This is a genomic window from Pseudoalteromonas sp. R86517 (assembly GCF_042466295.1).
In the GTDB taxonomy this organism is placed as follows: Bacteria; Pseudomonadota; Gammaproteobacteria; order Enterobacterales; family Alteromonadaceae; genus Pseudoalteromonas; species Pseudoalteromonas atlantica.
Genome location: NZ_JAXHCB010000001.1, coordinates 337,987 through 363,418 on the forward strand (window position 1 = coordinate 337,987; position 25,432 = coordinate 363,418).

Genomic DNA, 25,432 nt, shown 5'->3' on the forward strand with positions numbered 1-25,432 from the left:
AACATGTTTGATATGATGGAACAACACAGCGAAGAAGCTGTAATTAAGGTAATTGGCGTGGGCGGTGGCGGCGGTAACGCTGTTGAGCACATGGTAAAACAACAAATAGAAGGCGTACGCTTTATAGCCGCAAATACGGATGCACAAGCATTACGTAATTCCGCTGCCGATATTACCGTACAACTAGGCACGCAAATAACCTCAGGGTTAGGTGCAGGTGCAAACCCAGAAGTAGGCCGCGAATCGGCTGAAGAAGATGCAGAAACAATCCGTGCCAGCCTTGAAGGCGCAGATATGGTATTTATTGCTGCCGGCATGGGTGGTGGTACAGGTACAGGTGCTGCACCAGTGGTTGCTAAAATTGCCAAAGAATTAGGTATTTTAACGGTTGCTGTAGTAACGCGTCCTTTTGACTTTGAAGGCAAAAAGCGTGCAGCAGCTGCTGAACAAGGTATTAACGAATTGTCAGAAATTGTAGACTCACTTATTACAATTCCGAACAATAAATTGCTTAAAGTTTTAGGTAAAGGGACTACACTGTTAGATGCCTTCGCTAAAGCAAACGATGTACTTTTTGGTGCTGTTCAAGGTATTGCGGAGCTAATTACACGTTCTGGTTTAATTAACGTGGATTTCGCCGACGTACGTACCGTAATGTCAGCAATGGGTACTGCCATGATGGGCACAGCCTCTGCATCAGGCCCAGATCGTGCTCAAGAAGCTGCAGAAGCGGCTATCTCAAGCCCATTACTAGAAGACGTTGATTTAACCGGTGCTAAAGGTATTTTGGTTAATATTACCGCGGGTATGGACATTGCGATTGAAGAATTTGAAATTGTGGGTAACCACGTTAAAGCGCTAGCGTCTGAAAATGCAACCGTGGTTGTGGGTGCGGTTATTGACCCAGAAATGAGCGACGAGTTACGTGTAACCGTTGTTGCTACGGGTTTAGGCGGCGATCGTCGTCCGCAGTTTGGTATTGTTGATAACGGCTTTAAAAAGGCATCAGGTTCTGATGTAGCAAGTTCATCAAACCAATCTAGCAGCATGTACGTACCAAGCTTTGCAAGCCAAGGCACAAGCACTGAAGAAACGACGCCAAGCACGCAAGTAGAAAGCAAAGAACAAGCGCCATCTACAAGCTCAAGCAACACGGCAAGTTCATCAGCGCAAAACAGTAAAAAAGCGGATAAATCAGAAGGCGGAGATTATTTTGATATTCCGGCTTTTTTACGTAAGCAGGCTGATTAACATTTACTAATGCTTTTGTTTGAAATATGTACAAATATTGAAAGGCAAAAGGATTTATGTTAAACTCCGCCGTCTATCTGTAACTGATTTAAAAGTGAGCGAACCTATGATTAAACAGCGTACGATTGCACAAGTAGTCAAAGCCATAGGAATTGGACTTCATAAAGGTGAGAAGGTCACAATAACTCTCCGACCTGCGAGCGCAAATACCGGGATTGTATTTCGTCGTGTCGACCTTGATCCGGTTGTTGATTTTGAAACAACACCTGAAGCCGTTGGTGATACGCAGCTGTGTACCTGTTTAATTAACAAAGATGGCGTTCGCTTATCAACGACTGAGCACCTAATTGCAGCGGTTGCTGCAATGGGTATCGATAATTTAATTGTTGAATTAGACAGCTCAGAAGTGCCGATTATGGATGGTAGTGCATTACCGTTCATTTATTTATTACAAAAAGGCGGCATTGAAGAGCAAAATGTTGCGAAACGCTTTATTCGTATAAAAGAAAAAGTACGTATTGAAGAAGGCGATAAATGGGCCGAAGTAGAACCATATGATGGTTTTCATATCGACTTTGAAATTGCCTTTGATCACCCGGCCATTAATGAAAGCCGCCAGCGCATTGGTTTAGATATTACTGCGCAAAGCTTTACTGAAGAAATTAGCCGTGCACGTACGTTTGGCTTTATGAAAGACATTGAATACATGCATGCTAATAACCTAGCACTTGGTGGCAGCATGGACAGCGCAGTAGTACTTGATGACTTTAAAGTACTAAACCCAAATGGTTTGCGCTACAGCGATGAATTTGTAAAACACAAAATATTAGACTGTGTGGGCGACATGTTTATGACAGGTCATAACCTACTAGGTAAAGTAACGGCTTATAAATCGGGTCACGATTTAAATAATAAGTTACTTCGCAAAATTATGGCAACAGAGTCAGCATGGGAGTGGGCAACATTTGAAACGCCTGTTACGATGCCTGCACCCGGCCTTGAATTAGCGACGGCCTAATTTAGTATTTTTTAAAAATACACGCTCACAAACAGTTATAAAAAATGACGCTTAATAGCGTCATTTTTTTTGCCTTAAATTAGCGAGTTGCAGCTAATTACTATTAATTTTTAATAATTAACGCGCAGCTTAAAGCGCTAAAATTGCTGGTAACTGTGCCAGTTCAGTTATGGTGTAGGTTGGGATTATGCCTGCTGGTAACTGCTCGCCAGGGTGCTGTAGCCAACAGGTATCAATACCGGCATTATTGCCTCCTAAAATATCGCTAGAGGCAGTGTCGCCCACCATTAATATTTTGCTTTTGTCTGGGTTACCCATAAGCTCAAATGTGTGCTCAAAAATAGCCTTGTTAGGCTTAGCAATGCCTACCAGTTCCGAAATAACCAGCCAATCAAACATATTTTCAAGGCCGGTATGCGCTAGGCGCAGGGCTTGCAAACGTGCAAAGCCATTAGTAATAATACCCAATCGTGCATGCGGTTTGAGTGCATTTAGTAAATCGATTGCGCCGGGGAGTGGTTCACAAATTTGTGCCATAGCATCTAAAAATGCATCGTTTAGCTCCTTAGCGGGTACCCCTAATTTTACAGCCCACTCGTTAAAGCGGGTTACTTGTAAGTAATCGGCGCTAATTTTTCCATCTTGATAATCTATCCACAGCTGCTTATTAGTTTTTTGGTAATGGATGTAATCGGTTTGGGTAAACTCAATGTTGTACGCTTTAAACATGCGGGTCATTCCCGCTAAAATATCAAACCTGAATAGTGTTTCGTCTGCATCAAACAGTACATAACTGTATTTCATTAATTTTCCTGATAAAGGCTAGGGTGTAAAAAAGGAGCCATAGCTAAGGTAAGCGCTTGGGTGTAGGTGCTCTGGCGAGTGGCATGATTGTTTGTGAGAAGTCCTATCGCGCCGCCTTTTTGCTTAACATTATGGGTGTTAAATGCTTTATCCATTACATCGCCAAGCTCTTCTCCGTTTAGCAGCGCGTTATATAACACTTGTGGTAACGGCAGGTTACTGCTGCGTCCTATCGCTTGCTCAGAGCCATTATTAATCACAACATAGGCAAAGGTGGCAGCACCATAGCTAAATTGCTCTGCACCGCCTTCCATTGCACAGTAGTAATCTGCTTGGTACATGTTTTTACAGTAAGTAACTCGGTTTTGTGCGCCTATACGGGTTTGTTCCTCGCCAATTGGTTGATCGGGAACATTTGAGGGAGCATCAACGCCTTGGCAATCAATTTCGTAACTAGGAAAGTACATTGCAAAAATATGTTTTGCAGCGTTAATTTTTACTGGGTTTTTAGAGCCCACAATAATTTTTAATGAGTGCGACACGTTTTCCCCTCACTGTTAGCAAAAGCAGCAGTGTACGTCAGAAGTGTAAATCATAAAAGAGGGGCTAAATGGGTATATCTAAAGGGGCTAGGTTTTCAAGAGCACGCTTTTTAACAATAATGTCTTTAATTAGCGGAGTAAGCACCAGCTCCATTGCTAAACCCATTTTACCGCCTGGCACCACAAGGGTATTTATACGCGACATAAAGCTGCCTTCAATCATCTGTAAATAATACGGAAAATCAACGTCATCAATTCCTCTAAAGCGAATAACCACAAAGCTTTCATCTAGCGAAGGAATATCTTTTGCGCTAAATGGGTTTGACGTATCAACCGTTGGCACACGTTGAAAGTTAATATGGGTGCGCGAAAACTGCGGTGTGATGTGGTTAATGTAGTCATCCATACTGCGTACAATTGAGTCCATTACTTTTTCGCGAGAGTGGCCGCGGTCTTGCGTATCGCGGATCAATTTTTGGATCCATTCAAGGTTAATAATAGGCACCATGCCTATAAGTAGATCCACGTGCTTAGCTACATCATGATCCTGATCAACCACGCCACCGTGCAAGCCTTCGTAAAACATTAAATCAGTGTTTGTTTCAAGATCTTGCCAAGGGGTAAAGGTCCCCGGTAATTGATTATAAGGCACTGCTTCGTCAAAGGTATGTAAGTATCGGCGCAATTTGCCTTGGCCTGTTTCGCCGTAGGTACCAAATAAGGTTTCTAATGCGCCAAAGTCATTGGCTTCACGGCCAAAATAACTTATGTGTTTACCTTCTTGTTGTGCTTCGCGTACTTTTTTATCCATTTCTGGGCGCGTGTAACGATGAAAGCTATCTCCTTCGATAAAAGCCGCATCAATGTTGAGGCTACGAAAAATATGTTTAATTGCATTGGTGGTAGTGGTAGTTCCCGCACCCGACGAACCTGTAATAGCAATGATAGGATGTTTAGCTGACATGTATTTTCTCTTTTTTAGGACCAAGTTAGTTATAAAGAGTTGACTGACTTAGGTCAAGTGACGCCATCGGCAAATAACGTTATCATGAGGTGCTTAAAAATAAAACGAGAGAAAGCATGAAACTTATTAAACCATGGCTTGGGCTAGTCTCTTTAGCGGCGCTAAGCCTTGCTACAGCGCAGGCTAGCATGCCTAAAAGCCAAATATTACTTGCTGATTTAAATACACCCTACGGTATGCAAGTGAGTATAGTGAGCGACAAAAATAGCTATAACAACCAACCTTATTTAACAAACCAGGGTATTTATTTCACCCATGAAGTTATTTCAAGCGAGCAAAGTCAAACCGATATTGCCTATTATGACTTAGCAACCAAGCAAGTAAGCAACATAACAAATACGCCAGTGAGCGAATATTCGCCCACTGTTATGCCCTCAAAACAAAGTTTATCGGCCATTGTGGTAGAGCAAGATAGCAAACAAAAGTTGTGGCAATACCCACTCGATACTGAGCAAGCACCGAGCCGTATCTTTGATTGGATTGAACCTGTTGGCTACCACGCATGGGGCGCTCAAAGCGACTTAGTGATGTTTATTTTGGGTGAGCCACATACATTGCAATATACTTCGGTTGCTGCGGCAAAAGGCGAGGTGGTAGCAAGTAACATAGGGCGCACGCTTATTTATAACAGTAAAACCGCAACATTTTTATTTAGCTACACAAAAAATGATCAGCATATTTTAGCAAGCTTTAACCCGCAATCTAAACAGGTAGAAGATTTACTTAGATTGCCAGAGCAAGTACAAGACTTTATTTTAAAAGATGCTAATACAGTGGCTTATGCGGTTAAAAATCGTGTATATATGCGTAACTTAAGCGGCAGCGATGAGGTTTCTCAATGGCTTAACTTAAGCCCATATTGCGAGACAAATATAACGCGAATGAGTTATAAAAACGACAAACTTGCCTTTGTATGTGATGTAAAATAATTCGGACTTTGCAGCGCGTATAGGCTAATGTAATGCACAATTAAACATTAAAGGGATCACCACGTGGCTTATAGTGCAGATGAGTTAACAGAGCAGCTCATTCAGTTAAAGTGCAGAAGCAACTTTAAAATTAAAAACATTGCTGAGTACATGTTAGCAAATTCTAAAGAAGCAATTTATACCCACAGCGAAGCGGGTAAAGGAAAAATAATTATTCGCCCAGCCTTTGAGGTGTTTAGCGATGATTTTGCAACAATTGATGAGGTAACACGAGTACAAGGTTATTTTCATAGTAGCGAGATGACACGCTTTCCTACACGTATTCACAAAAGTGCGCAGCCGATTCACTATGGTGTGGCCTTTAAAATTAACTCAGAGCAAGCAGCAAAAGACTTTATTGCCAAGCTAACACAGATTATTAACGGGTAAATAAAAGCCGCTGAGTGAATAACTCAGCGGCTTCTTTAATTATACATATTTACTTTTAATTAAGCTTACTTGCTTTTTAAAAAGTCATTAACTGATGCCAGTTCACGCTTTTTAAGCGCAATACAGTCATGGGTACTTTCTTCAAGCTTGCTTAGTGTACGCGCGTAGCCCGGTGTTTCTTCAATTTTATCTTTAAAGAATGTTTGCGTGGTTGCTAAACTTTGTTCATCACAACGCGCGGTTGTAAAGTACGGTAAGTTAGGCACAAAAAACGGCGGTAAGCTTTGTGTTACCTTGTCGTAATTGCTGTATATCCACTCAATAAATAGTGCTTGGCGTGACTCGCTATAACTTTGACCCGCTAAAATGGTGCGCATATCAGATGCGGTTACTTCGTCGGTTAGGGTGTACGCTAATACTTGCTTTTGTAACTGCGCTTTACCCATAAAGCCCATTGCAGCCAGCATGTTTGTGCGTACTTGTGGATCTTTAGTGGTTTTAAAGGTTGCCATAAATTGATCAAGTAAGGCTTTATCCCCATTATAGGCGGCAAGTTTTAAGTAGGTAGCTGCTAAATACGGATCCACTTTTTGCGGATCGTTTAAGTACACTTGCGTTTGCTCTTTTGCTTTGCTGATCACACGTTGATCTTCGCCATCAAAACCAAGCAAGGACACAACACCCGCACGTAGTTGCGATACTGCACCGTCTTCGCCAGCTTGTGCTTCAAGTGAGTATTTTTTAGCTGCAGGCATTACTGCACTGCGAATAAACTCAGGCCATAACGCTTCGTTGCTTTCATCTTTAAAGGTATTTTTTTGCGATACCAAATAGCCCAGTGCTGTATTTGCAACACGAGGATGATCATCGCTCACAAATACTTCTAAGGTTTGCATTAACTTAGCCGCCGATATTACACCCGCATCAAGTAGTGCATCAGTGGCAGAGAGCAGCGCTAAACGCTCACGATCATTAAGTGCTTGCGGAGCATGTTTTATAAGTGAATCAAACTGCGCATCGTCCATTACCCAGCGGTAATAACCTAGCGCCCCTTCATCGGGATAAATCCACTGTGGCTCAAAATCAAGTGTTAAGGTTTGGCTTTGCTTATTAAGTAAAATACTCGCAGTTTTTACTTTATCACCAGCGCCATATTTTATCCCAACAGGGACATTCCAAAGCTGTGCGGGTGCATCTACACCAGCATTAGCAAAGCGACTTTGCGATATAGTAATTTTTTTACCGTCTTGTTTTACATCTACAAGCGGAAAAGAAGACTGTTCAATAAATGATTTTAAAACACTCGCAACATCTTTATTAGAAGCTTTACCTAGCGCTTCCCATAAATCGGCTGCTTCGGCGTTTTTATACGAGAATTTTTTTAAGTAACTTTGAATCCCTTTTTGGAATGCCTCTTCACCAATCCAGTTTTCAACCATAGCCAGTACAGCGCTGCCTTTACTGTAGGCAAGCCCTAAACCATCCATAATATCGGCTTCGGTTTTAATCGGTTTACGAATCGGCTTAGTGCTTAATCGAGCATCTAATGCCATTACGTTGTTTTGTGGTAAATCAAGGTGAGATTCAAATTCTGGATTAAGCTGCTTAGTAATCTTTGCCGCCATCCAGCTGGCAAATGCTTCGTTTAACCATAAGTCGTTCCACCACTTCATGGTCACTAAGTTACCGTACCATTGATGGGCAAGCTCGTGAGCAATAATCGACACATTACGCTGTTTTTTACTGCGTGTAGCAGCTGCTAAATCAACCAGTAATATATCTTCGCGGTAGGTTACTAGGCCTGAGTTTTCCATTGCGCCAAAAGGAAACTCGGGTACTGCTACCGAGTCGAGCTTTTTATAAATATAAGGAATACCAAAATATGCCTCAAGTGCAGCAAGTACTTTTGGCATGTTCTCTTTTGCGTAATCAGCTAAATGAATTTTACCCTGCGGGGTAATAACACGCCCTGGAATTGGCATATCTTTTATTTCAAGCTCTTCAAAAGGGCCCACGGCCATAGCCACTAAATAAGAAGGAATAGGTGGCGTTTTATCAAAGTAATGCGTTGTCATCTCGCCGTTAACTGCGGTTTTAAGCTCTGGCGTATTGGCATAAACCTTTTGAGACGTTGGCGCTGTAATTGTTAACTGAAACGGTATTTTATAACTTGGCTCATCAAATACTGGAAATGCACGGCGTGCATCATTCATTTCAAACTGAGTAAATAAATAAGGTGTGCCCTGAACAATTGTTTTGTATAAGCCCACACTTTGGCGATTATACGGCGCAGAAAAATCTATTTTTAGGGTGTACTTACCCGGCTGAATTTGCTCATCACAGCTAAATTTTACTTTTTCTGTTTTTAGCATTTCGTTATTTAAGTCGCAGTTTTCATCGCCTAGTAACTGCGCCATTTTAACAGCGTAAGCCACGCCGTTAAGTTCAATGTAATGAGTGGGTTTTAACACTTCTAGGGCTATTTCTGTCATCCCTGTAAAGGTGTCTTGGCTTGGGTCGAGTGTTAACGACACCTTTTGTGAACTTGGTTTAGCAAGCTTTTCGATAACGAACTCGTTAGCGTTGGCAGTAGTCATTGCTAAAGCAACACTTACTGTTAATAGGCTTTTTAAAAACATAGTGATCCCTAGATTGTTGTTGTTAGAAACTGACTCAAACAGGCATTTCTATGCCCTTAAAAATTGAGATTTAGATATCCTAGCAGTTTTTTTTATGAGAGTAATTTAATAAAGTGGCTGCTTGGATTTAAAATAGTAACAAATAGTGTCAGTGGCTCTGGCGCTGCTTAAAGCGCTGCCAATGCAGCTGTGGGTTAATGGTGCGAATTTGCTGTATTACGTTGTTTAGTAAGGCGGTATCGTCAAATTTATCATTGGGGTATTCGTTAAACCCCATTAAATAATTAAAGGCGTCTTTTGAATTAGCCTGTAATGCGTAAATACGTACTTGTTGCTCAAAATTAAGTCGTAGGCTACTTATGGCGGTTTTCATACCAAGTTGATCAACAGTGGGAATGGCACATTTTTGCAAATAACCCGCACGCTCACCTTCACCAGTAAACCAAATGCGTACTTTTTCGCTGTAACGGCCAGACTTAGCCGGTAAATCAAACAACAAACGTGTGTGATTATGTGCTTTAACAAAGGCAATAAAGTCGTTAAGCCCTGCATCAACTAAGGCTTGATGCACCGGAACCAAACGCGCTTTTATTTTTCCATTAGTATGAAAATTAAAACATAAAATGCCATTTTTAAGCTCAAGATCGTCAAGCGTTAAGCAGCCAATTTCATCGCTATATGCGCCACTGTAATAGGCAATTAAAGGCAACCAAAAATGCCAGTGCTTTGCTTGCTCTCTTGCTACTTTAAAATCGCCATAAATATAGCCGTTATAAAGCGTATGCAGTTCCATTGCTGAAAAAGGGCGGCGGCCAAGATGGGTTTTCAACGTAATCCCTTGAAATTAATGACATGTTATATTTTATACTTAAAACAGATAAACATGCGAGTATCGATTTTAGTATTTATGTTTTTAGCTACAAAACAAAAACACCCACTTAAAAAGCAGGTGTTGTATTCACTATTTAATTTATAGTGGCAGTTATTCGCTAAGTGCGCGTGCTAAGCCAACAGGCTCTATTTCTACACACACTTGGTCGTCATTCCAATTTAAACCAACTAATGCGCTGTCTTCGTTTAAATCTTCTACCCACTCATCTAAAAATTCATCTAAATTAATTTCTACAGGCGTAAATTCTTGCCACTCTTCTTTACACTGGGCTTTTGCTGCGTCTTCGCTTTCCCATAAAAGCAGTACATCCGTTTCGGCAAACTGGTTAGATTCGCACACTACAAAGCCGCCGTCGTCGCCACCTAACGCCCACACTTGCTCGCTTAAACGTACTTTTTCTACAAAGCTAACTAGTTGTGATTCAATTTCAATATCGCTCATGTGTTTACCTTATTTGTTTAGAGTCTGGGATCGGTGCTTACTGCAGCTTGACGCGTGCCATAGTCTTTATAAAAACTGACTAAAGCAGCGTGTTGGCTAAAGTCTGTTAATTCACGAAAGCAAATCCAATCAAGTAGGCAGTATAAACTGATGTTAAGGCATTCACAGCCTTTAAATTCATCATCGTTTAAATGACTATTTAAATAGCTTAATGTTTGTGCAATTCGTTCGTTTTGCAGATTAAAAAATAATTTATCGTCGCTAGTATCAAATCCTGAGCGTCTGCTAAGTGCTAATTCTACTAACGAGTCGTTACAGGCGTTAATAATATTAAGTAGGTGCTCTTGCGACCAGCTTAGTGGTGTTTTACCAGCCTTGGCGATAAGGTAACGTAAAATAATAGTTGAATCGCTTAGCGTTAAATCACCATCAATTAAAACCGGTATTTTTCTTCCTGGGTTGTTACTGGCTAAGGTAGGGCGGTCTTGCTCAGAAAAAATATCTAGGTTTACTAGCGCTAAGTCAACATTGTTTTGTGCTGCCCACATTCTTACTCTGCGCGCAAATGGAGAAGGGTTAGATCCTATAAGTTTCATAATTGCTCCTAAAAAAAGCCGCATAAGCGGCTTTTTGTGTTGCGATAAGTCAACGTTATTCTGAGCGGCTTGTCACTTCTAGTAAGTGATAGCCAAACTGTGTTTGTACAGGGCCTTGCACTTGATTAATTGGTGCTGAAAATACAACTTTATCAAACTCAGGTACCATCATACCTGGGCCAAACTCGCCAAGTGCTCCGCCGTCTTGACCAGAAGGACAGTTTGAATATGTTTTTGCAAGCTCTGCAAAGTCTTCGCCTTGTTCAATCTTAGCTTTTAAATCTAAGCACTCTGCTTCGCTGTCTACTAAAATGTGCCTTGCACTTGCCACTGCCATAAAATCTCCTGTTTAAAGTTGGTGTATTTAACCATTAAAGCCAGTCTAGTTAGTTTTAACTCGCAGTACCAGTATAAACTTAATTGATGAGTAGCGTATTTTCAATTGCATCAATTAATTCTTTTGAATTAGGAGCTACTTTACTGTTAAAGCGTTTAATTGTTTTACGATCAGCTGAAACTAAATATTTATAAAAGTTCCAGTTAGGTGAGCTGGTTTGCGCGTTTAAGTGTTTAAATATTGGATTTGCATCACTGCCGCGAACTTCGCTGGTAGTAAACATAGTAAAAGTAACGCCGTAATTAATAAAACACACTTTTGCTATGTCTTTTTCATCGTTTTCTTCTTGAAAAAAATCATCAGATGGAAAACCTAATACCACTAAACCTTTATCTTTGTATTGTTGGTGTACTTTTTCAAGGCCCTCAAATTGAGATGTAAAACCACAATTGCTAGCCGTATTTACAATGAGCAAAGGGCGGTTTTTAAATTGGCATAAGTTTAAGGATTCTTTTGAGCGCAGCTTACGTATCTCTACATTTGTAAAGTCTTTACATTGTTGCTGCTGTTGTTTGCTGGGTAACGTGTCATTTGCTTGGGCAGCTAAGCTCGTAATAAAAATACTGAGCCCTAGTATCGTTTTTTTTAACATACTCAACGCCTAAATTTATAATTGTTTGACTAGTCTATCTTACGCTAATATGCACAAAAGTGATCAACAATATTAAGCTGTTATGACTACACGTTTAGCCACTATAGAAGATTTACCTGCCATTGTCGCAATATACAACGAAACGATCGCCTCGCGTATGGTGACCGCCGATACCGAAGAAGTATCGGTACAGAGCAAACGTGAGTGGTTTAATAGCCACACCGATAAACGGCCTATTTATGTTTATTGCGAAAATGACCAAGTACTTGCCTGGCTAAGTTATAAATCGTTTTACGGGCGCCCCGCATACGATGGCACCGTCGAAATGAGCATTTATATTACCAAAGCGGCGCAAGGTAAAGGACTTGGCAAAAAGCTGATGGAGTTTGCCCAAATAGAGGCTAAACAGCTAGGAATTGATGTATTGCTTGGTTTTATATTTAGCCACAACTTACCAAGTATTAAGTTATTCAAGCACTTTGGTTTTAGCGTATGGGGTGAGTTGCCTAATATCGCGGTAATGGATAACACACGCTACAGTTTAACAATATTCGGTAAGCATCTACCAAAATAGTTGTGGAGCTTATCGGTAAAAAAATCAAAATTAAGTCTAACAACCTATACCAACTAAGAAATTATAGGCTACGCTATTAACATATAAAGTGTTTACGATAGTGTGGCTTAATGAGTCGAAAAATTTTAATTGTAGATAGCAGCAGTGTTATCGCAATGAGAGTGAAAGTTTTACTAGAATTAATAGGTTGTGAGGCTGAGCTCGTTCATTACTCTATGATTGATTTATACTCTAACACCAGCCAGTATGACTTGGTAATTGGTGCTTACGGAGTGCCGTGTGAAGTAGTAAAGTCGATAGCTCAAAAAATCTCACAAGACCGCTGTGTATTACTTGCCCCTAAAGCCGAAAGCGGTGAGCAACTTAGCGCCTTTAGCGAGCTTAATAAGTTAGTCCCAGATGCAACGGTTATTTATCCGTTTTTTTCAAATAAAGAAATTACCTCATTACTCGAAAATCTCTTAGAGCTTGGCTCTAGCCACGTTTTAAAACTCCCCACTATTTTACTTGTTGATCATATGCCTGAGCGCCTTGAAAAAATGAAAAGTAATTTAGTCGGGGCGCATATCAAAACGCTAACCGCAACCAGCGCAACCGAAGCGGTGGCAGTGGCTAATGAAAACAGTATAGATATTTTAATTAGCGATTTTAGCTTTGAAGATGGCACCGGTTTAAATATTTTTTCTGCTATTAAAATGTCTCAGCCAGATTGCCGATGCTTATTGTTTACCGCACGCCCTGAGCAAGTTTCAATGATTGAGGCAATTCGTAAAGGGGTTGAAGATGTTTTAATAAAGCCTCTAACCGATAGCGTACTGCTGCAATCGGTACATAAATTGTGGCAAACAGAGCTTTTAAAACGCCGTAACGCTGAGCTAGTTGAGCGTTTACAAGATACCGTTGATGCATTAATCGAAAAAGACAGCCTACTACAAGTTATTTATAAAAATACCCCTGACGCCATTATGCTATTTGAACGCAGCGGCAAAGTAATAGAAGCAAACGATGCCTGCTTAAGGCTGTTTAAGCTACCCTTTGACAAACTTGCGGGCTTTTCTGTATTTGAATTTTTAGATGAGGAATCAAGTGCTGAAATAAAAAATAAAATCAGCACACTTAATCGTAACCGCCAATTTAGTAGCGACCTACGTTTGCAAAAAACAGACGGCGGGTATATTCCGCTGGTTGGCTCGTTTAACGAAATAGACCACCATGGCGAAATTGCGTTGGCGGTTATATTTAAAAATGTAACTCACTTAAAACAAAAAGAAGAATTACTCCTTGAAGCCAAAGACCTACTTGAGGAGCAAGTGCGAGCTCGTACTTCACAGCTAGAGCATGCTAAAAATGTGGCTGAAGCTGCCAATTTAAGCAAATCGGAATTTTTGGCTAACATGTCGCACGAGTTACGCACCCCTATGCACTCTATATTAAGCTTTTCTCGATTTGGTTTGAGTAAGTTAGAAGCGGGCGATTTTGCTAAAGATAAACTCTTAAAATATTTATCTCGTATTGAAAGCAGCGGCGAGCGTTTACTGTCGTTATTAAACAACTTACTTGATTTATCTAAATTGGATGTGGGGAAATTTCCATTTAATCCACGCCCATACAATATAGAAAGTATTATAAAAACCAGTATTGATGATGTCTCTGGTACGGCTATGGAAAAAGAAATTGAAATTGTTTTTTCAAAACCCGGGCCAGTGGTTGTGCAGTGTGATGAAGAGCAAATTAATCAGCTATTGCGCAATGTGTTAGGTAACGCACTTAAATTTAGCGAACCTAAAAGTCGTATTGAAGTGAACTTAATGGCTGATCAAAGCAGCGCTATTATTGATGTAATAGACAATGGAATAGGTATACCTGAGGATGAATTAGAGCACGTGTTTACTAAATTTGTACAAAGCAGCAAAACGAACAGTGGCGCTGGTGGTACTGGTTTAGGGCTTGCGCTTTGTAGAGAGTTTGTAGCACTTCATCAAGGCGAAATTACGGCAAGTAATAATAGCGATGGTGGTGCAACAATTAGGATTCAGGTACCCCTAGAAATAGATTTAGATGAGCATTTAGCCGATGATAAGCTAGCAGTGCAAGATAGCTAATTATATGTGTAAGTAATGTTTAAATGATATTTAATTGGATGATGAAAATATGGCCTTAACTAAAATTCTTGCTGTAGATGATGAACCTTTCAACCTTGAAATTATTGAAGAAATTTTAGAAGATCTTGATTTCGAATTACAAGTTGCCACAAGCGGCCCTGAGTGTTTAGCCATGGTTGAAGGCTACATGCCCCAAGTTATTTTACTTGATGTAAGTATGCCGCAAATGAATGGCTACGAAGTGTGTAAAGCATTAAAGGCGAATCCGAATACCGCGCATATAATTGTTATGTTTGTTTCCGCCAGAGGAACGGTTGAAGAGCGTATGGAAGGTTACTCAGTCGGTGCTGAGGATTACATTGTAAAACCGTTTGGGCATGATGAGCTTAAATCAAAACTTAAAAACTTAAACCAAGTATTAATAGAAAAACAAAGCCTTGAAAAACAAGTAGAAGATGCAACATCTACGGCATTTAACGCTATGGCAAACAGTAGCGAAATGGGGCAAATAGTTAATTACATTGAAAACATTGGTTTTATTAATAATCCGCAAGATTTAGGTAAAGCCTTAATAGACTGCTTACAAACGTTTGACCTACAAAGTAATGTTGAATTTAGACATGGCGATACAATAGAGCACTTTGCTCTTAGCGGAGTGTGTTCGCCTATTGTAATTGAGCTGTTTGATATGCTTAAAAACAAAGGTCGCTTACATGAGTTTTCTCACCGAATATTAGTTAACTACGAGATGATAAGCTTATTAATTCTGAATATGCCAGATCACGACCCAGATAAACACGGGCGTATTCGTGACCACGTTTGCTTTATTGTCAGTGTGACTGAACAGCAGTTACGTGCAATTATGACCAAGCAAATGCTTGAGTCGCAGCAGCAAAAGCTAAATGATGTAGCCAGCACAGTGCATAGTAAGTTTCATGGCTTGATTGGGTTACTAAACGAAAACCGCGAAAGTAACGAAAAGGTATTCAAGCAATTACAAGAAGACTTAGAAGTACGCATACCCACAATGGGGTTAGATGAAGACCAAGAGGTATTTATTTATAAAAAAGTGGACGAAACTATTCAAAATTCAATTGCCAGAGAAGAGTCGGTTAAACAAGTTAAAGCCGCCTTTGCTGAAATTGAACAAGATTTATCTTTGTTACTTAAAAAATAAACCTCTCACAATAAGGCTCACCTGAGTGATTTACGCATCACGAGGTAAGCCTTTTTCGACAATTCTAATTAGGCGCTGTGTTTTACGAAGTTGTTCTCGTTGTTTATTATTTTGTTGCTCAAGCGCCCACTCTATATGCTCTTTTACTAGCTGCGAGCTAGACTCATGTTTGCTTTCTAAAGCGTTAATAATGCTAGGGCTAAAATCGGCATTGCCTAAACCCACCGCTAAATTACGCAGCCAACGTTCGTGACCAATACGGCGAATTGGGCTGCCTTCGGTATTTTTTAAAAAAGTAGGTTCGTCCCAGGTAAATAGCCCAAGTAAGTCTTTGTTTTTTAATTGCGTACGGGGGTGAAAGTCTTGCTCATCGGTAATTTGACCATAACGGTTCCATGGGCAAACCAATTGGCAATCGTCGCAGCCATAAACTCGGTTCCCCAATAATGCACGGTATTGCTCAGGTATAGGGCCTTGGTGCTCAATGGTTAAGTACGAAATACATTTGCGTGCATCTACCACATACGGCTCTACAATTGCGCCTGTTGGGCAAAGCGTAATGCAAGCTACACATTTTCCGCAGCCTTCAAACGTGTTTTCATTATCTATTGGCAGGGGTAAATCAACAAAAAGCTCACCTAAAAAAAACCACGACCCAGCTTCTTGGTTTATTAATAAAGAGTGTTTACCTCGCCAGCCCAATCCCGCTTTTTCAGCAAGCTGGCGCTCAAGCACAGGCGCAGAGTCTACAAATGGCCTAAAACCGTAATCGCCAATTTCTTGCTCTATTTTTTGGCCCAGCTTTTTTAGTCGGTTGCGCATTAATTTGTGATAGTCACGCCCTAATGCGTAGCGGCTAATATAGGCTTTTTCGGTGTTTTTTAGTGTTTTGGCAAAACTAGCATCAGGGGGCAGGTAGTTCATTTTTACCGAAATAACCCGCTGGGTGCCAGGGACTAGTTCAGCAGGGCGTGCGCGTTTCATGCCGTGGGCTGCCATATAATCCATAGAGCCATGGTAGCCCGCATCTAACCAGCGCTGTAATTGTGCTTCGTGTTTAGATAGGTCTATATCGGTAATACCTACCTCACTAAAGCCGAGTTCTTGGCCCCAGGCTTTAATATTTTTGGCTAGCTGTTGATAGTTAGGGGTTGAGTTACTCACACACATTACACACTTAAATAATTAGCTGCGTAATTTACCATATTTATAAAGCGCTGTTGAATGTTGCCAGTTAAAATATTAAGGCAATATACCGCTCGGCTTTTGTTTTGTAATTGCTTATTGCACAAAACGCTTTAATTGCTGTTGTGTTTGTTGGCTAAGTGCATGTGATTGCTGGCTATTACTTAGTGCATGATCAATAGCGCTTTTAGCTTGCTCGCCTAAGGTAACAATTTGCTCTACCGATTGGTGAGTGTGCTGCTGCGCTTGCTCTAGCGTATGCACCGCATCCGCTATTTGCTGTAGCTGCTGTTGGTTTTGTTCAAACTCACCTAGCATTGTTTTAAACCCTTCAGAGGTATTACTAATGGCGCTTTGTGCGGTACTTGAGTGGCTAATTAACTGCTCACTTTCTTGATTGGTTTCGTTAACCAGCTCATTCATTTGGTTAATAAAGTCGCTTATTTGTCGGGTTGCACCACTTACTTTTACCGATAATGTACGTACTTCATCAGCAACAACAGCAAATCCTCTGCCAGCTTCACCAGCGCGTGCCGCTTCAATGGCAGCGTTTAGTGCCAGTAAATTAGTTTGATCCGAAAACTCCTCAACCATTTTTAAAATGCTGCGAATATTTTCGCTGTTTTCTTTAAGGCCAGACACCGTTTTAGAAAATCTTTGCAGCAAGGTACCAATAAGCGACACCTTATCGACTAAGCTTGCAAGCTCTTGCGACGAAAGCTTAACAAAGTCTAAGTGCTCGCTGTTAACGCTATGCACGCTGTCGGTATTGCTCACTATGCCCTCTAAGCTTTGCACTATTTGGTTACTCGCATTAATAATATTGTGGCTTAGCTGAGTTTGCTGCTCACTTAACTGCTGCGTATTTTGCATAGCGGTATTTACATCAACATTACTTTGCTCGCTGGCTTTAGCGCTGGCGTGAGTTGTACTTAGTAAATCACTTAAGTGGTTAGTAAATAAGTTATATTGCGTACTTAGTTCTTTAAATTCGTCAAAAGAAAATTGCGGTAAGTTGGCGGCTAAATTAGCCTCTTGCTGGTTTATGTTTACTAAAGTGTCGCACATAGCTTTTACAGGGCGCACTATTAAATAGCGCATATAAAAAATAGTAAAGGCAAAGCCCGCTACAATAACCAAGGTTAACAACCAAAATGCGCTAGTACTGTGCTGCTCGCTTAAGCTTTGATATAACCAAAATAAGGTAATGGCCTGAAACAAAAAAACAAAGCTTAAATTACCCACTATTTTACGCGTAAGTGTATAAAAAAATGTTCGCTCAATATAATTATAAAATTGCATTACACCACTCATTTATTGCTTACCCATCTAGGGCGTGTTGACCTTTGATGGTTGAATTTGCAGCAGTATGTTTGGCTTTTAGGCAAGGCAGAGCCTATGAAGTGTGGTTATTCCCCATAAATAGGCGATAACGCTGCATAAATGCCAAACATGCGCTGCCCTTTGGGTTCTGCCTAAGGGCGATAAACTCTTTGTTGCCTACATGGATGTAGGTAAGGGGCGTGAGCAGGACGCGGAAGCTTTACTCGGTTTTTACTTAGCTCACTAGGTTACAAGCCTTGCGCCGCGATTTAATCGCCCCTAGATTGAACAAATTTCAATCCGCAAAGATCATCACGCCCTAGCTAGATTATCGACTAAGTTACCGTTAACTCAAGTAATAATGTTTGCTAAATATTTTTTAGAACGAGCGGGGTAATTAGTAAAAATACCATGCACCCCAATTTTTAGCATAAAATCCATGTCTTCTGGCCTATCTACGGTGTAGGCATAAACTTGCAGGCCTCGCGCTATGGCATCATCTACAAAAGCTTTATTTACAAAGCTTTTGTCTACATGAACACTATACGCATTTAACTGTTGAGCAAACTGTGCATAATTTAATGGAATTGATGAGGTTAACGCGCCAATGTGTAACCACGGTAACCTATTCTTAAGCCAATGAATTTGATGGTGATCAAACGACGACACTAAAATATTACCTTTAGTAATAACGCCTTTAGCAATATTGTTGTTTAAAATAGTGGCAAACTTTTCAAGCTCAAAGGTATGTTTAAGCTCTATATTGAGTAATGTTTTATTGTTATTCCAATCAAGTAATTGCTGTAGAGTGGGGATTTGCTCGCCGTTACCGGCATCCAACAGACTAAGTTGCTGCGCCGTAAAGTCGCTTACTTTACCGTGCCCGCTGGTGGTTCTATCTAGCCACGAGTCGTGTATAAGCATATAGTCATCAAGCGCACTTTGAATATCAACTTCAATGCCATCTACCCCTACATTTAACGCTTCTAAAATAGCGCTTTTAGTGTTTTCAGGGTAATTGCCGCTTGCCCCGCGGTGCGCAAATATTTTCATTTTCTAGCCTTTTGAGTAATAGACCACGTTTCAAAACAGGCTGCACTGACTATAAGTGCACCGCCAATAAGTGTTAGTAGCGTTGGGCGCTCATGAATAATAACAATAGCCAACAAAGTGCCGTAAAGCGGCTGCAAGCATGAAATTAACCCCGCAGTAGCTGCCGATAAGTGCTTTAAACTCGCTGCAAACAGCGAGTGCGGTGTAGCGGTAAAAATAATACCCGCCACAGCAATTAAAATAAGGTCGTGGTTACTCACCTCATACACAGGGACCTTAATAAATGCGCAAAGCATAACACTTGCCACTAAGGTTTGATAAAACATGGTTTGTGGGCCGCCATACTGGCTAAAAAAACGCTTATGGGTAATATTTCTAATCGAAAAAAACAAAGCCGAAACCACACCCATAATAACCCCTAAGGTTACATCGTCGCCTAAATTTGCGCTGGGTACGAGTAAATATATACCTAATACAACCACAGCTGCGCTTATAATATCTTTTGCTTGGGGCCTGCTTTTATTAAACAAGGGCTCTAAAAATACCGTCATTACTGGGTAGCTAAAAAAAGCCAGCATACCCACAGTTACGCCCGCCATTTGCATGCCTGCAAAGTAAGTAACCCAATGCATGCCTACCGCTACACCTAAAAATAACGCAATGAGGTAATCTTTTGGTTTGTTTAACTTAATTTGTTTTTTTTGAAAATACAGCATAGCCAAAATTGCCATGCCAGCAATAGCGGTACGGTACACCGTAATATCAATTGCATTTAACCCTATTAACTTTGCAAAAAGGGCGGTGCCCCCAAAAAGTAACACGGCAATATGTAAGTAAATCAGGCTTTGCTGTTGTGGCTGCATTTAAATGAGAACTCCTTTTTTTATTATCTTATCACTGGGTGCGAACTCACAGGATGAAATTTTTAAAACATGACAAATGTCAGCAAAGTTAATGACATTTCACACTCTTATTATTTTTTGGCTTTGGCATAGTTAACTTATCTTAATGGGAGGTGGCTATGAATACGTTAATTTTAATAAGTCTCGCTATTAGCGAGTTTTTAGAATCACTTAGCTTTAGTGTTTCAATAAATGATTACTTTATACTCATTAGTATTTTTGTGTTATTTATATTTATTAATAAAAATAATGTTATAAGCAATAACAATGAACTAGGGGCAGTGGCATGAGTACAACAAATACGCTTTCAAAGCCCAGTAATAAAAAGTTTTGGGAATACGCACCTTTAATTTTTACTGGGTTTTATTTGCTTCCGACTCTATTTAATCTATCTAACTTGCCAGTCAATACCATTGTAATGAGCGTGGCGTTTTATATTGTATTTATTTTGCTTTACATAAAAGCCATGCACTGTGAAACAAAGCGTATAACAACGCTGTTTGTTATTATGTTAGTGGTGTGTTTTAGCGCCACATTTTATACCACCGGGACCTCTACATTATTTGGTTTTATCGCGTTTATAGCTGGTGAGTCATACGCTAAAAAAAGCAGATTATATGCCGTTTTTAGCCTTATATTTACGGTGGCGTTAAGCGCCTATTTGGCTGATATAGCAAACATAAAATACTTTTTAGCCGGCACTTTATTAATTTCAGGAGCGCTGTTGGCCTTTGGCATTGCAACCCAAAAAGAGCGCCTGCATAAAAAGCGCGAACAAGAAAGCGCTAACCAATTAGAGCAATTAGCTGCTATTGCTGAGCGCGAACGTATAGCGCGCGACCTACACGATATTTTAGGCCACTCACTATCATCTATTGCTTTAAAAGCTGAGCTTGCTAATAAGCTAAATCAAGGAGAGCGCTACGAACAAGCCAATAACGAAATAGCACAAGTAGCAGATCTAGCAAGGCAGTTACTTAGCGATGTAAGAAACGCCGTAAGCGATTTAAAACAACTTAATTTAATAAGCCAAATAGCCCAGCTTAAACAAAGGCTAATAGAGCAAGACTTTAACGTTAACTTTAATGTTGTATTAAATACCTTACCCCCTAAAGTAGAAGGGATCGCAGGGCTTATAATTAAAGAAGCGGTAACTAACTTATTACGCCATAGCAGTAATAAAAACGGCGAAATAAGTATAGAGCAAACACAGCATCAGCTGCATATAAGTGTGGTTGATAACGCACCTTGCAGCACGTTAAACGCAGGTAACGGTTTAAATGGTATTAAAGAGCGTGCAGAGCAACTTAATGGCCATGCCACGTTTACCTGTGGCGAGAAGTTTACTTTAAACGTAATGCTGCCAATTTCAGCTAAGGATTAACAATGATCAAAGTATATTTAGTGGAAGATCAAGCGCTAGTGCGTGACGCAGTAGGGGCATTGTTAAGCCTTGATTTTAATATTGAAGTGATAGGCCAAGCCAGTAACGGCCAAGATGCCCTTAATGCAATAAAAGCACTGGCCGATGAGGCATTGCCAGACATAATTTTAACCGATATTGAAATGCCACACATGAGCGGTATAGAGCTAAGTGAGCAAATAGCGGCCACGTTCCCAACCATTAAAATGGTTATTATGACCACGTTTTCGCGAGCTGGTTATATTAGGCGCTCGCTCGCCCTAGGCGTTAAAGGTTTCATTTTAAAAGAAGCGCCAAGTGATGAGCTTATCAATGCACTTAAAAAAGTAATGCAAGGGCAAAAGGTTATAGACCCAGAGCTTGCCATTAACGCGCTTGACGATGCCGACCCGCTCACCGATAAAGAGCGCAAAGCACTTAAGCTTGCAAGTGATGGCTTAAAAACAAGCGAGATAGCCAAACAGCTGTTTATAAGCGAAGGCACAACACGTAATTATTTATCCGATGCTATCGCAAAACTCAATGCCACTAACCGCGTTGATGCAGCGCGTATTGCAAAGCAAAAAGGCTGGTTATAATCGCACTTATATTAAGTGATGATTAAGGCCATTAAGCGTATGTTTTACTTATTAAAGCGGTTTATTAAAAGTTTCATACGCTTTTACCTGTCTCATTTTACGTATATGGGTTAAAATACCTACATAACCAACTAACAAGATAGTGAATGTCAAACCAAGATCCAAATCTCAGCCGAGAACAAGAAAAGTACGAAAACCCAGTCCCTAGTCGTGAGTTTATACTTACTCACCTTCAAGAGCGTTCAAAACCTGCTAACTTCACGCAACTTTGTGATGAATTAGCTGTAAACGATACCGAACGCCAAATTGCATTTAAGCGCCGCCTTCGTGCCATGGAGCGCGATGGCCAATTGTATTTTAATAAGTTTAAATGTTACGCCCTAATTGACGAAGCCGGTTTAACCAAAGGCAAAGTAATTGGCCACAGAGACGGTTTTGGCTTTTTAGAAGTTGAAGGCGAGAGCAAAGATTGGTTTATAGCCAAGCATCAAATGAACATGGTGCTGCACGGCGACATCGTACTTGCTAAAGGCACAAAACGTGGCTCAGGCTCAAAATGTGATGCCCGCATAATTAAAGTACTCACCAACGAGCGCGCACCTATTGTAGGGCGTTATTTTGTTGAGCATGGTATTGCAGTTGTTGTAGCAGAAGACCCACGTATTACCCAAGATATTATTATTCTGCCAGGCAGTGAAAATGGCGCGCGCCATAACCAAATGGTGCAAGTGCAAATCACTCAAAATCCTAGCCGCAACATGAACGCGGTAGGTAAAATTATTGACGTACTGGGCGAGCATTTAGCGCCAGGTATGGAAATAGAGGTGGCACTGCGCAATCACGATATTCCTCATGTTTGGCCAGAAGAAGTGGAAGAACAAGTTGCTCATTTAGGTGAATTTGTTGATGAAGCCGACAAACAAGGCCGTGTAGATTTACGCGACCTGCCACTGGTCACCATAGATGGTGAAGACGCCCGCGACTTTGATGATGCCGTATATTGTGAGCGTAAAAAATCTGGCGGCTGGCGCTTATGGGTAGCCATTGCCGATGTATCGCATTATGTAGGTATGAACACGCCGCTAAATAAAGAAGCGATTGCTCGCGGTAACTCAGTGTACTTTCCTGAGCAAGTAATTCCAATGCTGCCAAAAGTGTTGTCGAACGGTTTATGTTCGCTTAACCCTAAAGTAGACCGCCTGTGTATGGTTGCCGAAATGACGGTATCAGACGCAGGTAAGCTTTCGGGTTATAAGTTTTACGAAGCGGTGATGAACTCACATGCGCGTTTAACCTACACCAAAGTAAATGCCATTTTACAAGGCGATGAAAAACTACGCGAAGAATACGCACCCGTTGTGCCACATTTAACTGACTTACAGCAAATGTATATGGCGCTTAAATCGGCGCGCCAAACCCGTGGTGCTATTGAGTTTGAAACGCTCGAAACGCGTTTTGTATTTAACGCACACCGTAAAATAGAATCAATTGTGCCGGTTGTTCGTAACGACGCGCACAAATTGATTGAAGAATGTATGATTTTAGCCAATGTATCGGCGGCTAAATTATTAGAAAAACACGAAGCCAGCGCGCTTTACCGTGTGCACGATGAGCCAGATCAAGAAAAACTAGGTAACTTTACTCAGTTTTTAAGTGAACTTGGCATTCAAAGCACATTAAGTGATGAGCCAACACCGAAAGAAATTACCCAAGTGTTAGCCCGTTTAGGCGACCGCCCAGAGGCCGAGCTTATTCAAACCATGCTACTTCGCTCAATGAAGCAAGCGGTTTATCAGCCAGACAACATAGGCCACTTTGGCTTAGCGCTGCCTGCGTACGCACACTTTACCTCACCGATTCGCCGTTATCCTGATTTAGTGGTACACCGTGCAATTAAAGCGATAATAAAAGCACAAGGTCAGCAAACATCGGGCGCATACGCGTACACCGATGATGAAGTAGACCAACTAGGCGAGCAGTGTTCAACCACCGAGCGCCGCGCAGACGACGCAACGCGTGAAGTTGCCGACTGGCTTAAATGTGAGTTTATGCAAGACCACGTGGGTGATGAGTTTAACGGGGTTATTTCATCCGTTACTAACTTTGGTTTATTTATACGCCTAGACGACTTACAAATTGATGGTTTAATTCATGTTACTAATTTAGGTGATGAATACTTCCATCATGATGGTGCAAAACACACCCTAATTGGCGAGCATACACATACCGTTTACCGCCTTGGCGATAAAGTAACGGTACAAGTTGCTTCGGTAAGTTTAGATGAGCGCCGTATAAATTTAACGCTCAGTGGTGATGTAGCTCAAGATAGATACGCGCGTCGCCGTGGCTCAGCTAAAGGTGCAGGGCGCGGTAAATCAAGCCATGCACCAGCAAGTGTAAGATCGCAGCTTAAAGCGGGTAAAATCCCTGGCAAAAACACATCAGGCGATGAAAAACCCAAAGCTGGTAAAAAACCAGCCAGTAAAAGCAAAGGCAAACCAGCGGGTAAGTCTGGCGCAAAGCCAGCCGGAAAAAAAGCCGCTGAAACCACCGCTAAGAAAAAACCGAAAAAAAAGGCAGTTAAAAAGCCTAAAAGACCAGGCAAAAATGCCCGTAAACGTAATAGCCCAGGAGCAAACAATACGTGAGTAATGAATTAATTTTTGGCTTTCACTCTGTTGAAGCAATTTTAGCAAAAGAGCCAGAGCGTTTTTTAGAAATTTATGCCCTAAAAGGTCGTGATGATAAGCGCTTATCCCCGATTATTAATGAAGCACGTAAATTTGGTATTTCTGTACAATTTATGCAGCGAAAAGCGCTAGATAACAAAGCAAACGATGAGCAGCACCAAGGCATTATTGCCAATGTAAAAGCTGCGCGTGTTTACAACGAAAAAGATTTAGATGAGATCATTGCTCGCGAAGACACGCCGTTTTTATTAGTACTAGATGGCATAACCGATCCGCATAATTTAGGTGCCTGCCTACGTAGCGCAGATGCAGCAGGTGTACACGCTATAATTGTACCTAAAGATAAGTCGGCCAAGCTTAACGGCACAGCACGTAAAGTAGCCTGTGGCGCAGCCGAAACCGTACCGCTTATTCAGGTAACAAACCTGGCGCGTACGCTTCGCGAAATTAAAGATGCAGGCGTATGGGTTGTGGGCACCGCTGGTGAAACAGACACCCACGTGTTTGATGCAAACCTTACTGGGCCAATGGCAATAGTAATGGGAGCAGAGGGCGAGGGCATGCGCCGTTTAACGCGTGAGCATTGCGACGTGTTAGTTAAAATTCCGATGGCAGGAAGTGTTTCTAGCTTAAATGTATCGGTAGCCACCGGTATTTGTTTATTTGAAGTGCTACGCCAACGTAACGTAAATAACTAATATCCATTTGCTTAATTAATATATTTATTTTTAGGCAGCTAAGCGTGTCGATAGGCAAAAATTCGTTATTTAATGGTTTAAATGAGGGTTTTAGTTATCGCCAAGTTTAGCTTACAAAACGCCGAGGTTAGTTTAACCTCGGCGTTTTTTATGTAGCGTAGTTGGTAATTTTA

The 25,432-nt window shown here is 41.0% G+C and carries 25 protein-coding genes; 12 read left to right on the plus strand and 13 right to left on the minus strand.

Annotated elements, in window-relative coordinates; all coding sequences use genetic code 11:
- Positions 1-3: 3 nt before the first annotated feature.
- A complete protein-coding gene (gene ftsZ, locus SJY38_RS01555; RefSeq protein ID WP_004589421.1) occupies positions 4-1,251 on the plus strand; it encodes a cell division protein FtsZ in 1,248 nt (415 codons plus the stop codon).
- A 106-nt stretch (positions 1,252-1,357) separates the two neighbouring features.
- Positions 1,358-2,269: a UDP-3-O-acyl-N-acetylglucosamine deacetylase gene (lpxC, locus tag SJY38_RS01560; protein WP_004589422.1), complete on the plus strand. Its 912-nt coding sequence runs from the start codon at positions 1,358-1,360 to the stop codon at positions 2,267-2,269.
- A gap of 129 nt (positions 2,270-2,398) precedes the next feature.
- On the opposite strand, the gene yjjG is transcribed toward lpxC, so the two are convergent.
- From yjjG to SJY38_RS01575, 3 genes are all read right to left on the minus strand, one after another.
- The gene (gene yjjG / locus SJY38_RS01565; RefSeq protein WP_121637951.1) at positions 2,399-3,073 is read right to left on the minus strand and encodes a pyrimidine 5'-nucleotidase; all 675 of its coding nucleotides are present in this window, start codon (positions 3,071-3,073) and stop codon (positions 2,399-2,401) included.
- On the minus strand, positions 3,073-3,615 hold the full coding sequence (gene yjjX, locus SJY38_RS01570) for an inosine/xanthosine triphosphatase (RefSeq protein ID WP_377109175.1): 543 nt from the start codon (positions 3,613-3,615) through the stop codon (positions 3,073-3,075). The genes yjjG and yjjX overlap by 1 nt, the downstream gene beginning before the upstream one ends.
- Before the next feature lie 64 nt (positions 3,616-3,679).
- A complete protein-coding gene (locus SJY38_RS01575) occupies positions 3,680-4,579 on the minus strand; it encodes a phosphoribulokinase (protein ID WP_004589425.1) in 900 nt (299 codons plus the stop codon).
- 116 nt (positions 4,580-4,695) lie between these two features.
- On the opposite strand from SJY38_RS01575, the gene SJY38_RS01580 reads away from it, so the two are divergent.
- Together SJY38_RS01580 and SJY38_RS01585 are read left to right on the plus strand one after the other, a co-directional pair.
- Complete coding sequence (locus SJY38_RS01580) at positions 4,696-5,568, plus strand: hypothetical protein (RefSeq protein WP_126008172.1); 873 nt, start codon at positions 4,696-4,698, stop codon at positions 5,566-5,568.
- A gap of 63 nt (positions 5,569-5,631) precedes the next feature.
- Entirely contained in the window at positions 5,632-5,997 is a 366-nt protein-coding gene (locus SJY38_RS01585) for a hypothetical protein (RefSeq protein ID WP_004589427.1), read from the plus strand.
- A gap of 65 nt (positions 5,998-6,062) precedes the next feature.
- Here the strand turns inward: SJY38_RS01585 and SJY38_RS01590 are convergent, their stop codons facing one another.
- From SJY38_RS01590 to SJY38_RS01615, 6 genes are all read right to left on the minus strand, one after another.
- Entirely contained in the window at positions 6,063-8,636 is a 2,574-nt protein-coding gene (locus tag SJY38_RS01590; protein ID WP_377109178.1) for a M1 family metallopeptidase, read from the minus strand.
- Between the two features lie 148 nt (positions 8,637-8,784).
- The gene (locus SJY38_RS01595; RefSeq protein WP_004589429.1) at positions 8,785-9,465 is read right to left on the minus strand and encodes a hypothetical protein; all 681 of its coding nucleotides are present in this window, start codon (positions 9,463-9,465) and stop codon (positions 8,785-8,787) included.
- Positions 9,466-9,618: 153 nt separating this feature from the next.
- Complete coding sequence (locus SJY38_RS01600) at positions 9,619-9,969, minus strand: DUF2750 domain-containing protein (protein ID WP_004589430.1); 351 nt, start codon at positions 9,967-9,969, stop codon at positions 9,619-9,621.
- A 17-nt stretch (positions 9,970-9,986) separates the two neighbouring features.
- Positions 9,987-10,565: a glutathione S-transferase family protein gene (locus SJY38_RS01605; RefSeq protein WP_248451255.1), complete on the minus strand. Its 579-nt coding sequence runs from the start codon at positions 10,563-10,565 to the stop codon at positions 9,987-9,989.
- A 55-nt stretch (positions 10,566-10,620) separates the two neighbouring features.
- The gene (locus SJY38_RS01610) at positions 10,621-10,902 is read right to left on the minus strand and encodes a peptidylprolyl isomerase (RefSeq protein ID WP_004589432.1); all 282 of its coding nucleotides are present in this window, start codon (positions 10,900-10,902) and stop codon (positions 10,621-10,623) included.
- A gap of 79 nt (positions 10,903-10,981) precedes the next feature.
- Positions 10,982-11,554: a glutathione peroxidase gene (locus SJY38_RS01615; RefSeq protein ID WP_248451254.1), complete on the minus strand. Its 573-nt coding sequence runs from the start codon at positions 11,552-11,554 to the stop codon at positions 10,982-10,984.
- 82 nt (positions 11,555-11,636) lie between these two features.
- On the opposite strand from SJY38_RS01615, the gene SJY38_RS01620 reads away from it, so the two are divergent.
- The 3 genes from SJY38_RS01620 to SJY38_RS01630 all read left to right on the plus strand — a co-directional run bounded on the left by SJY38_RS01620 (position 11,637) and on the right by SJY38_RS01630 (position 15,407).
- Positions 11,637-12,128, plus strand: coding sequence for a GNAT family N-acetyltransferase (locus SJY38_RS01620; protein ID WP_248451253.1), 492 nt, complete (start codon positions 11,637-11,639; stop codon positions 12,126-12,128).
- Positions 12,129-12,238: 110 nt separating this feature from the next.
- Entirely contained in the window at positions 12,239-14,230 is a 1,992-nt protein-coding gene (locus SJY38_RS01625) for an ATP-binding protein (RefSeq protein WP_248530540.1), read from the plus strand.
- Positions 14,231-14,279: 49 nt separating this feature from the next.
- Complete coding sequence (locus SJY38_RS01630; protein ID WP_064384744.1) at positions 14,280-15,407, plus strand: PleD family two-component system response regulator; 1,128 nt, start codon at positions 14,280-14,282, stop codon at positions 15,405-15,407.
- Between the two features lie 30 nt (positions 15,408-15,437).
- Here the strand turns inward: SJY38_RS01630 and queG are convergent, their stop codons facing one another.
- From queG to SJY38_RS01650, 4 genes are all read right to left on the minus strand, one after another.
- Positions 15,438-16,571: a tRNA epoxyqueuosine(34) reductase QueG gene (queG, locus tag SJY38_RS01635; RefSeq protein ID WP_248451251.1), complete on the minus strand. Its 1,134-nt coding sequence runs from the start codon at positions 16,569-16,571 to the stop codon at positions 15,438-15,440.
- A gap of 117 nt (positions 16,572-16,688) precedes the next feature.
- Positions 16,689-17,906, minus strand: coding sequence for a methyl-accepting chemotaxis protein (locus SJY38_RS01640; protein ID WP_054982669.1), 1,218 nt, complete (start codon positions 17,904-17,906; stop codon positions 16,689-16,691).
- Positions 17,907-18,266: 360 nt separating this feature from the next.
- Entirely contained in the window at positions 18,267-18,968 is a 702-nt protein-coding gene (locus SJY38_RS01645; RefSeq protein ID WP_055252750.1) for a glycerophosphodiester phosphodiesterase family protein, read from the minus strand.
- Complete coding sequence (locus SJY38_RS01650; protein WP_024033283.1) at positions 18,965-19,831, minus strand: DMT family transporter; 867 nt, start codon at positions 19,829-19,831, stop codon at positions 18,965-18,967. Before SJY38_RS01650 ends, SJY38_RS01645 begins: the two co-directional genes overlap by 4 nt.
- Before the next feature lie 158 nt (positions 19,832-19,989).
- On the opposite strand from SJY38_RS01650, the gene SJY38_RS01655 reads away from it, so the two are divergent.
- From SJY38_RS01655 to rlmB, 5 genes are all read left to right on the plus strand, one after another.
- Positions 19,990-20,160, plus strand: a complete 171-nt coding sequence (locus SJY38_RS01655; RefSeq protein WP_264390527.1) for a hypothetical protein — start codon at positions 19,990-19,992, stop codon at positions 20,158-20,160.
- Positions 20,157-21,254 (plus strand): histidine kinase, encoded by a 1,098-nt coding sequence (locus SJY38_RS01660; protein WP_031289819.1) that lies wholly within the window; start codon positions 20,157-20,159, stop codon positions 21,252-21,254. Before SJY38_RS01655 ends, SJY38_RS01660 begins: the two co-directional genes overlap by 4 nt.
- 2 nt (positions 21,255-21,256) lie before the next feature.
- Positions 21,257-21,871, plus strand: a complete 615-nt coding sequence (locus SJY38_RS01665; RefSeq protein WP_029772010.1) for a DNA-binding response regulator — start codon at positions 21,257-21,259, stop codon at positions 21,869-21,871.
- Positions 21,872-22,017: 146 nt separating this feature from the next.
- Complete coding sequence (gene rnr / locus SJY38_RS01670) at positions 22,018-24,519, plus strand: ribonuclease R (protein WP_377109180.1); 2,502 nt, start codon at positions 22,018-22,020, stop codon at positions 24,517-24,519.
- Complete coding sequence (gene rlmB, locus SJY38_RS01675) at positions 24,516-25,259, plus strand: 23S rRNA (guanosine(2251)-2'-O)-methyltransferase RlmB (RefSeq protein ID WP_029772012.1); 744 nt, start codon at positions 24,516-24,518, stop codon at positions 25,257-25,259. The genes rnr and rlmB overlap by 4 nt, the downstream gene beginning before the upstream one ends.
- Positions 25,260-25,432: the final 173 nt, after the last annotated feature.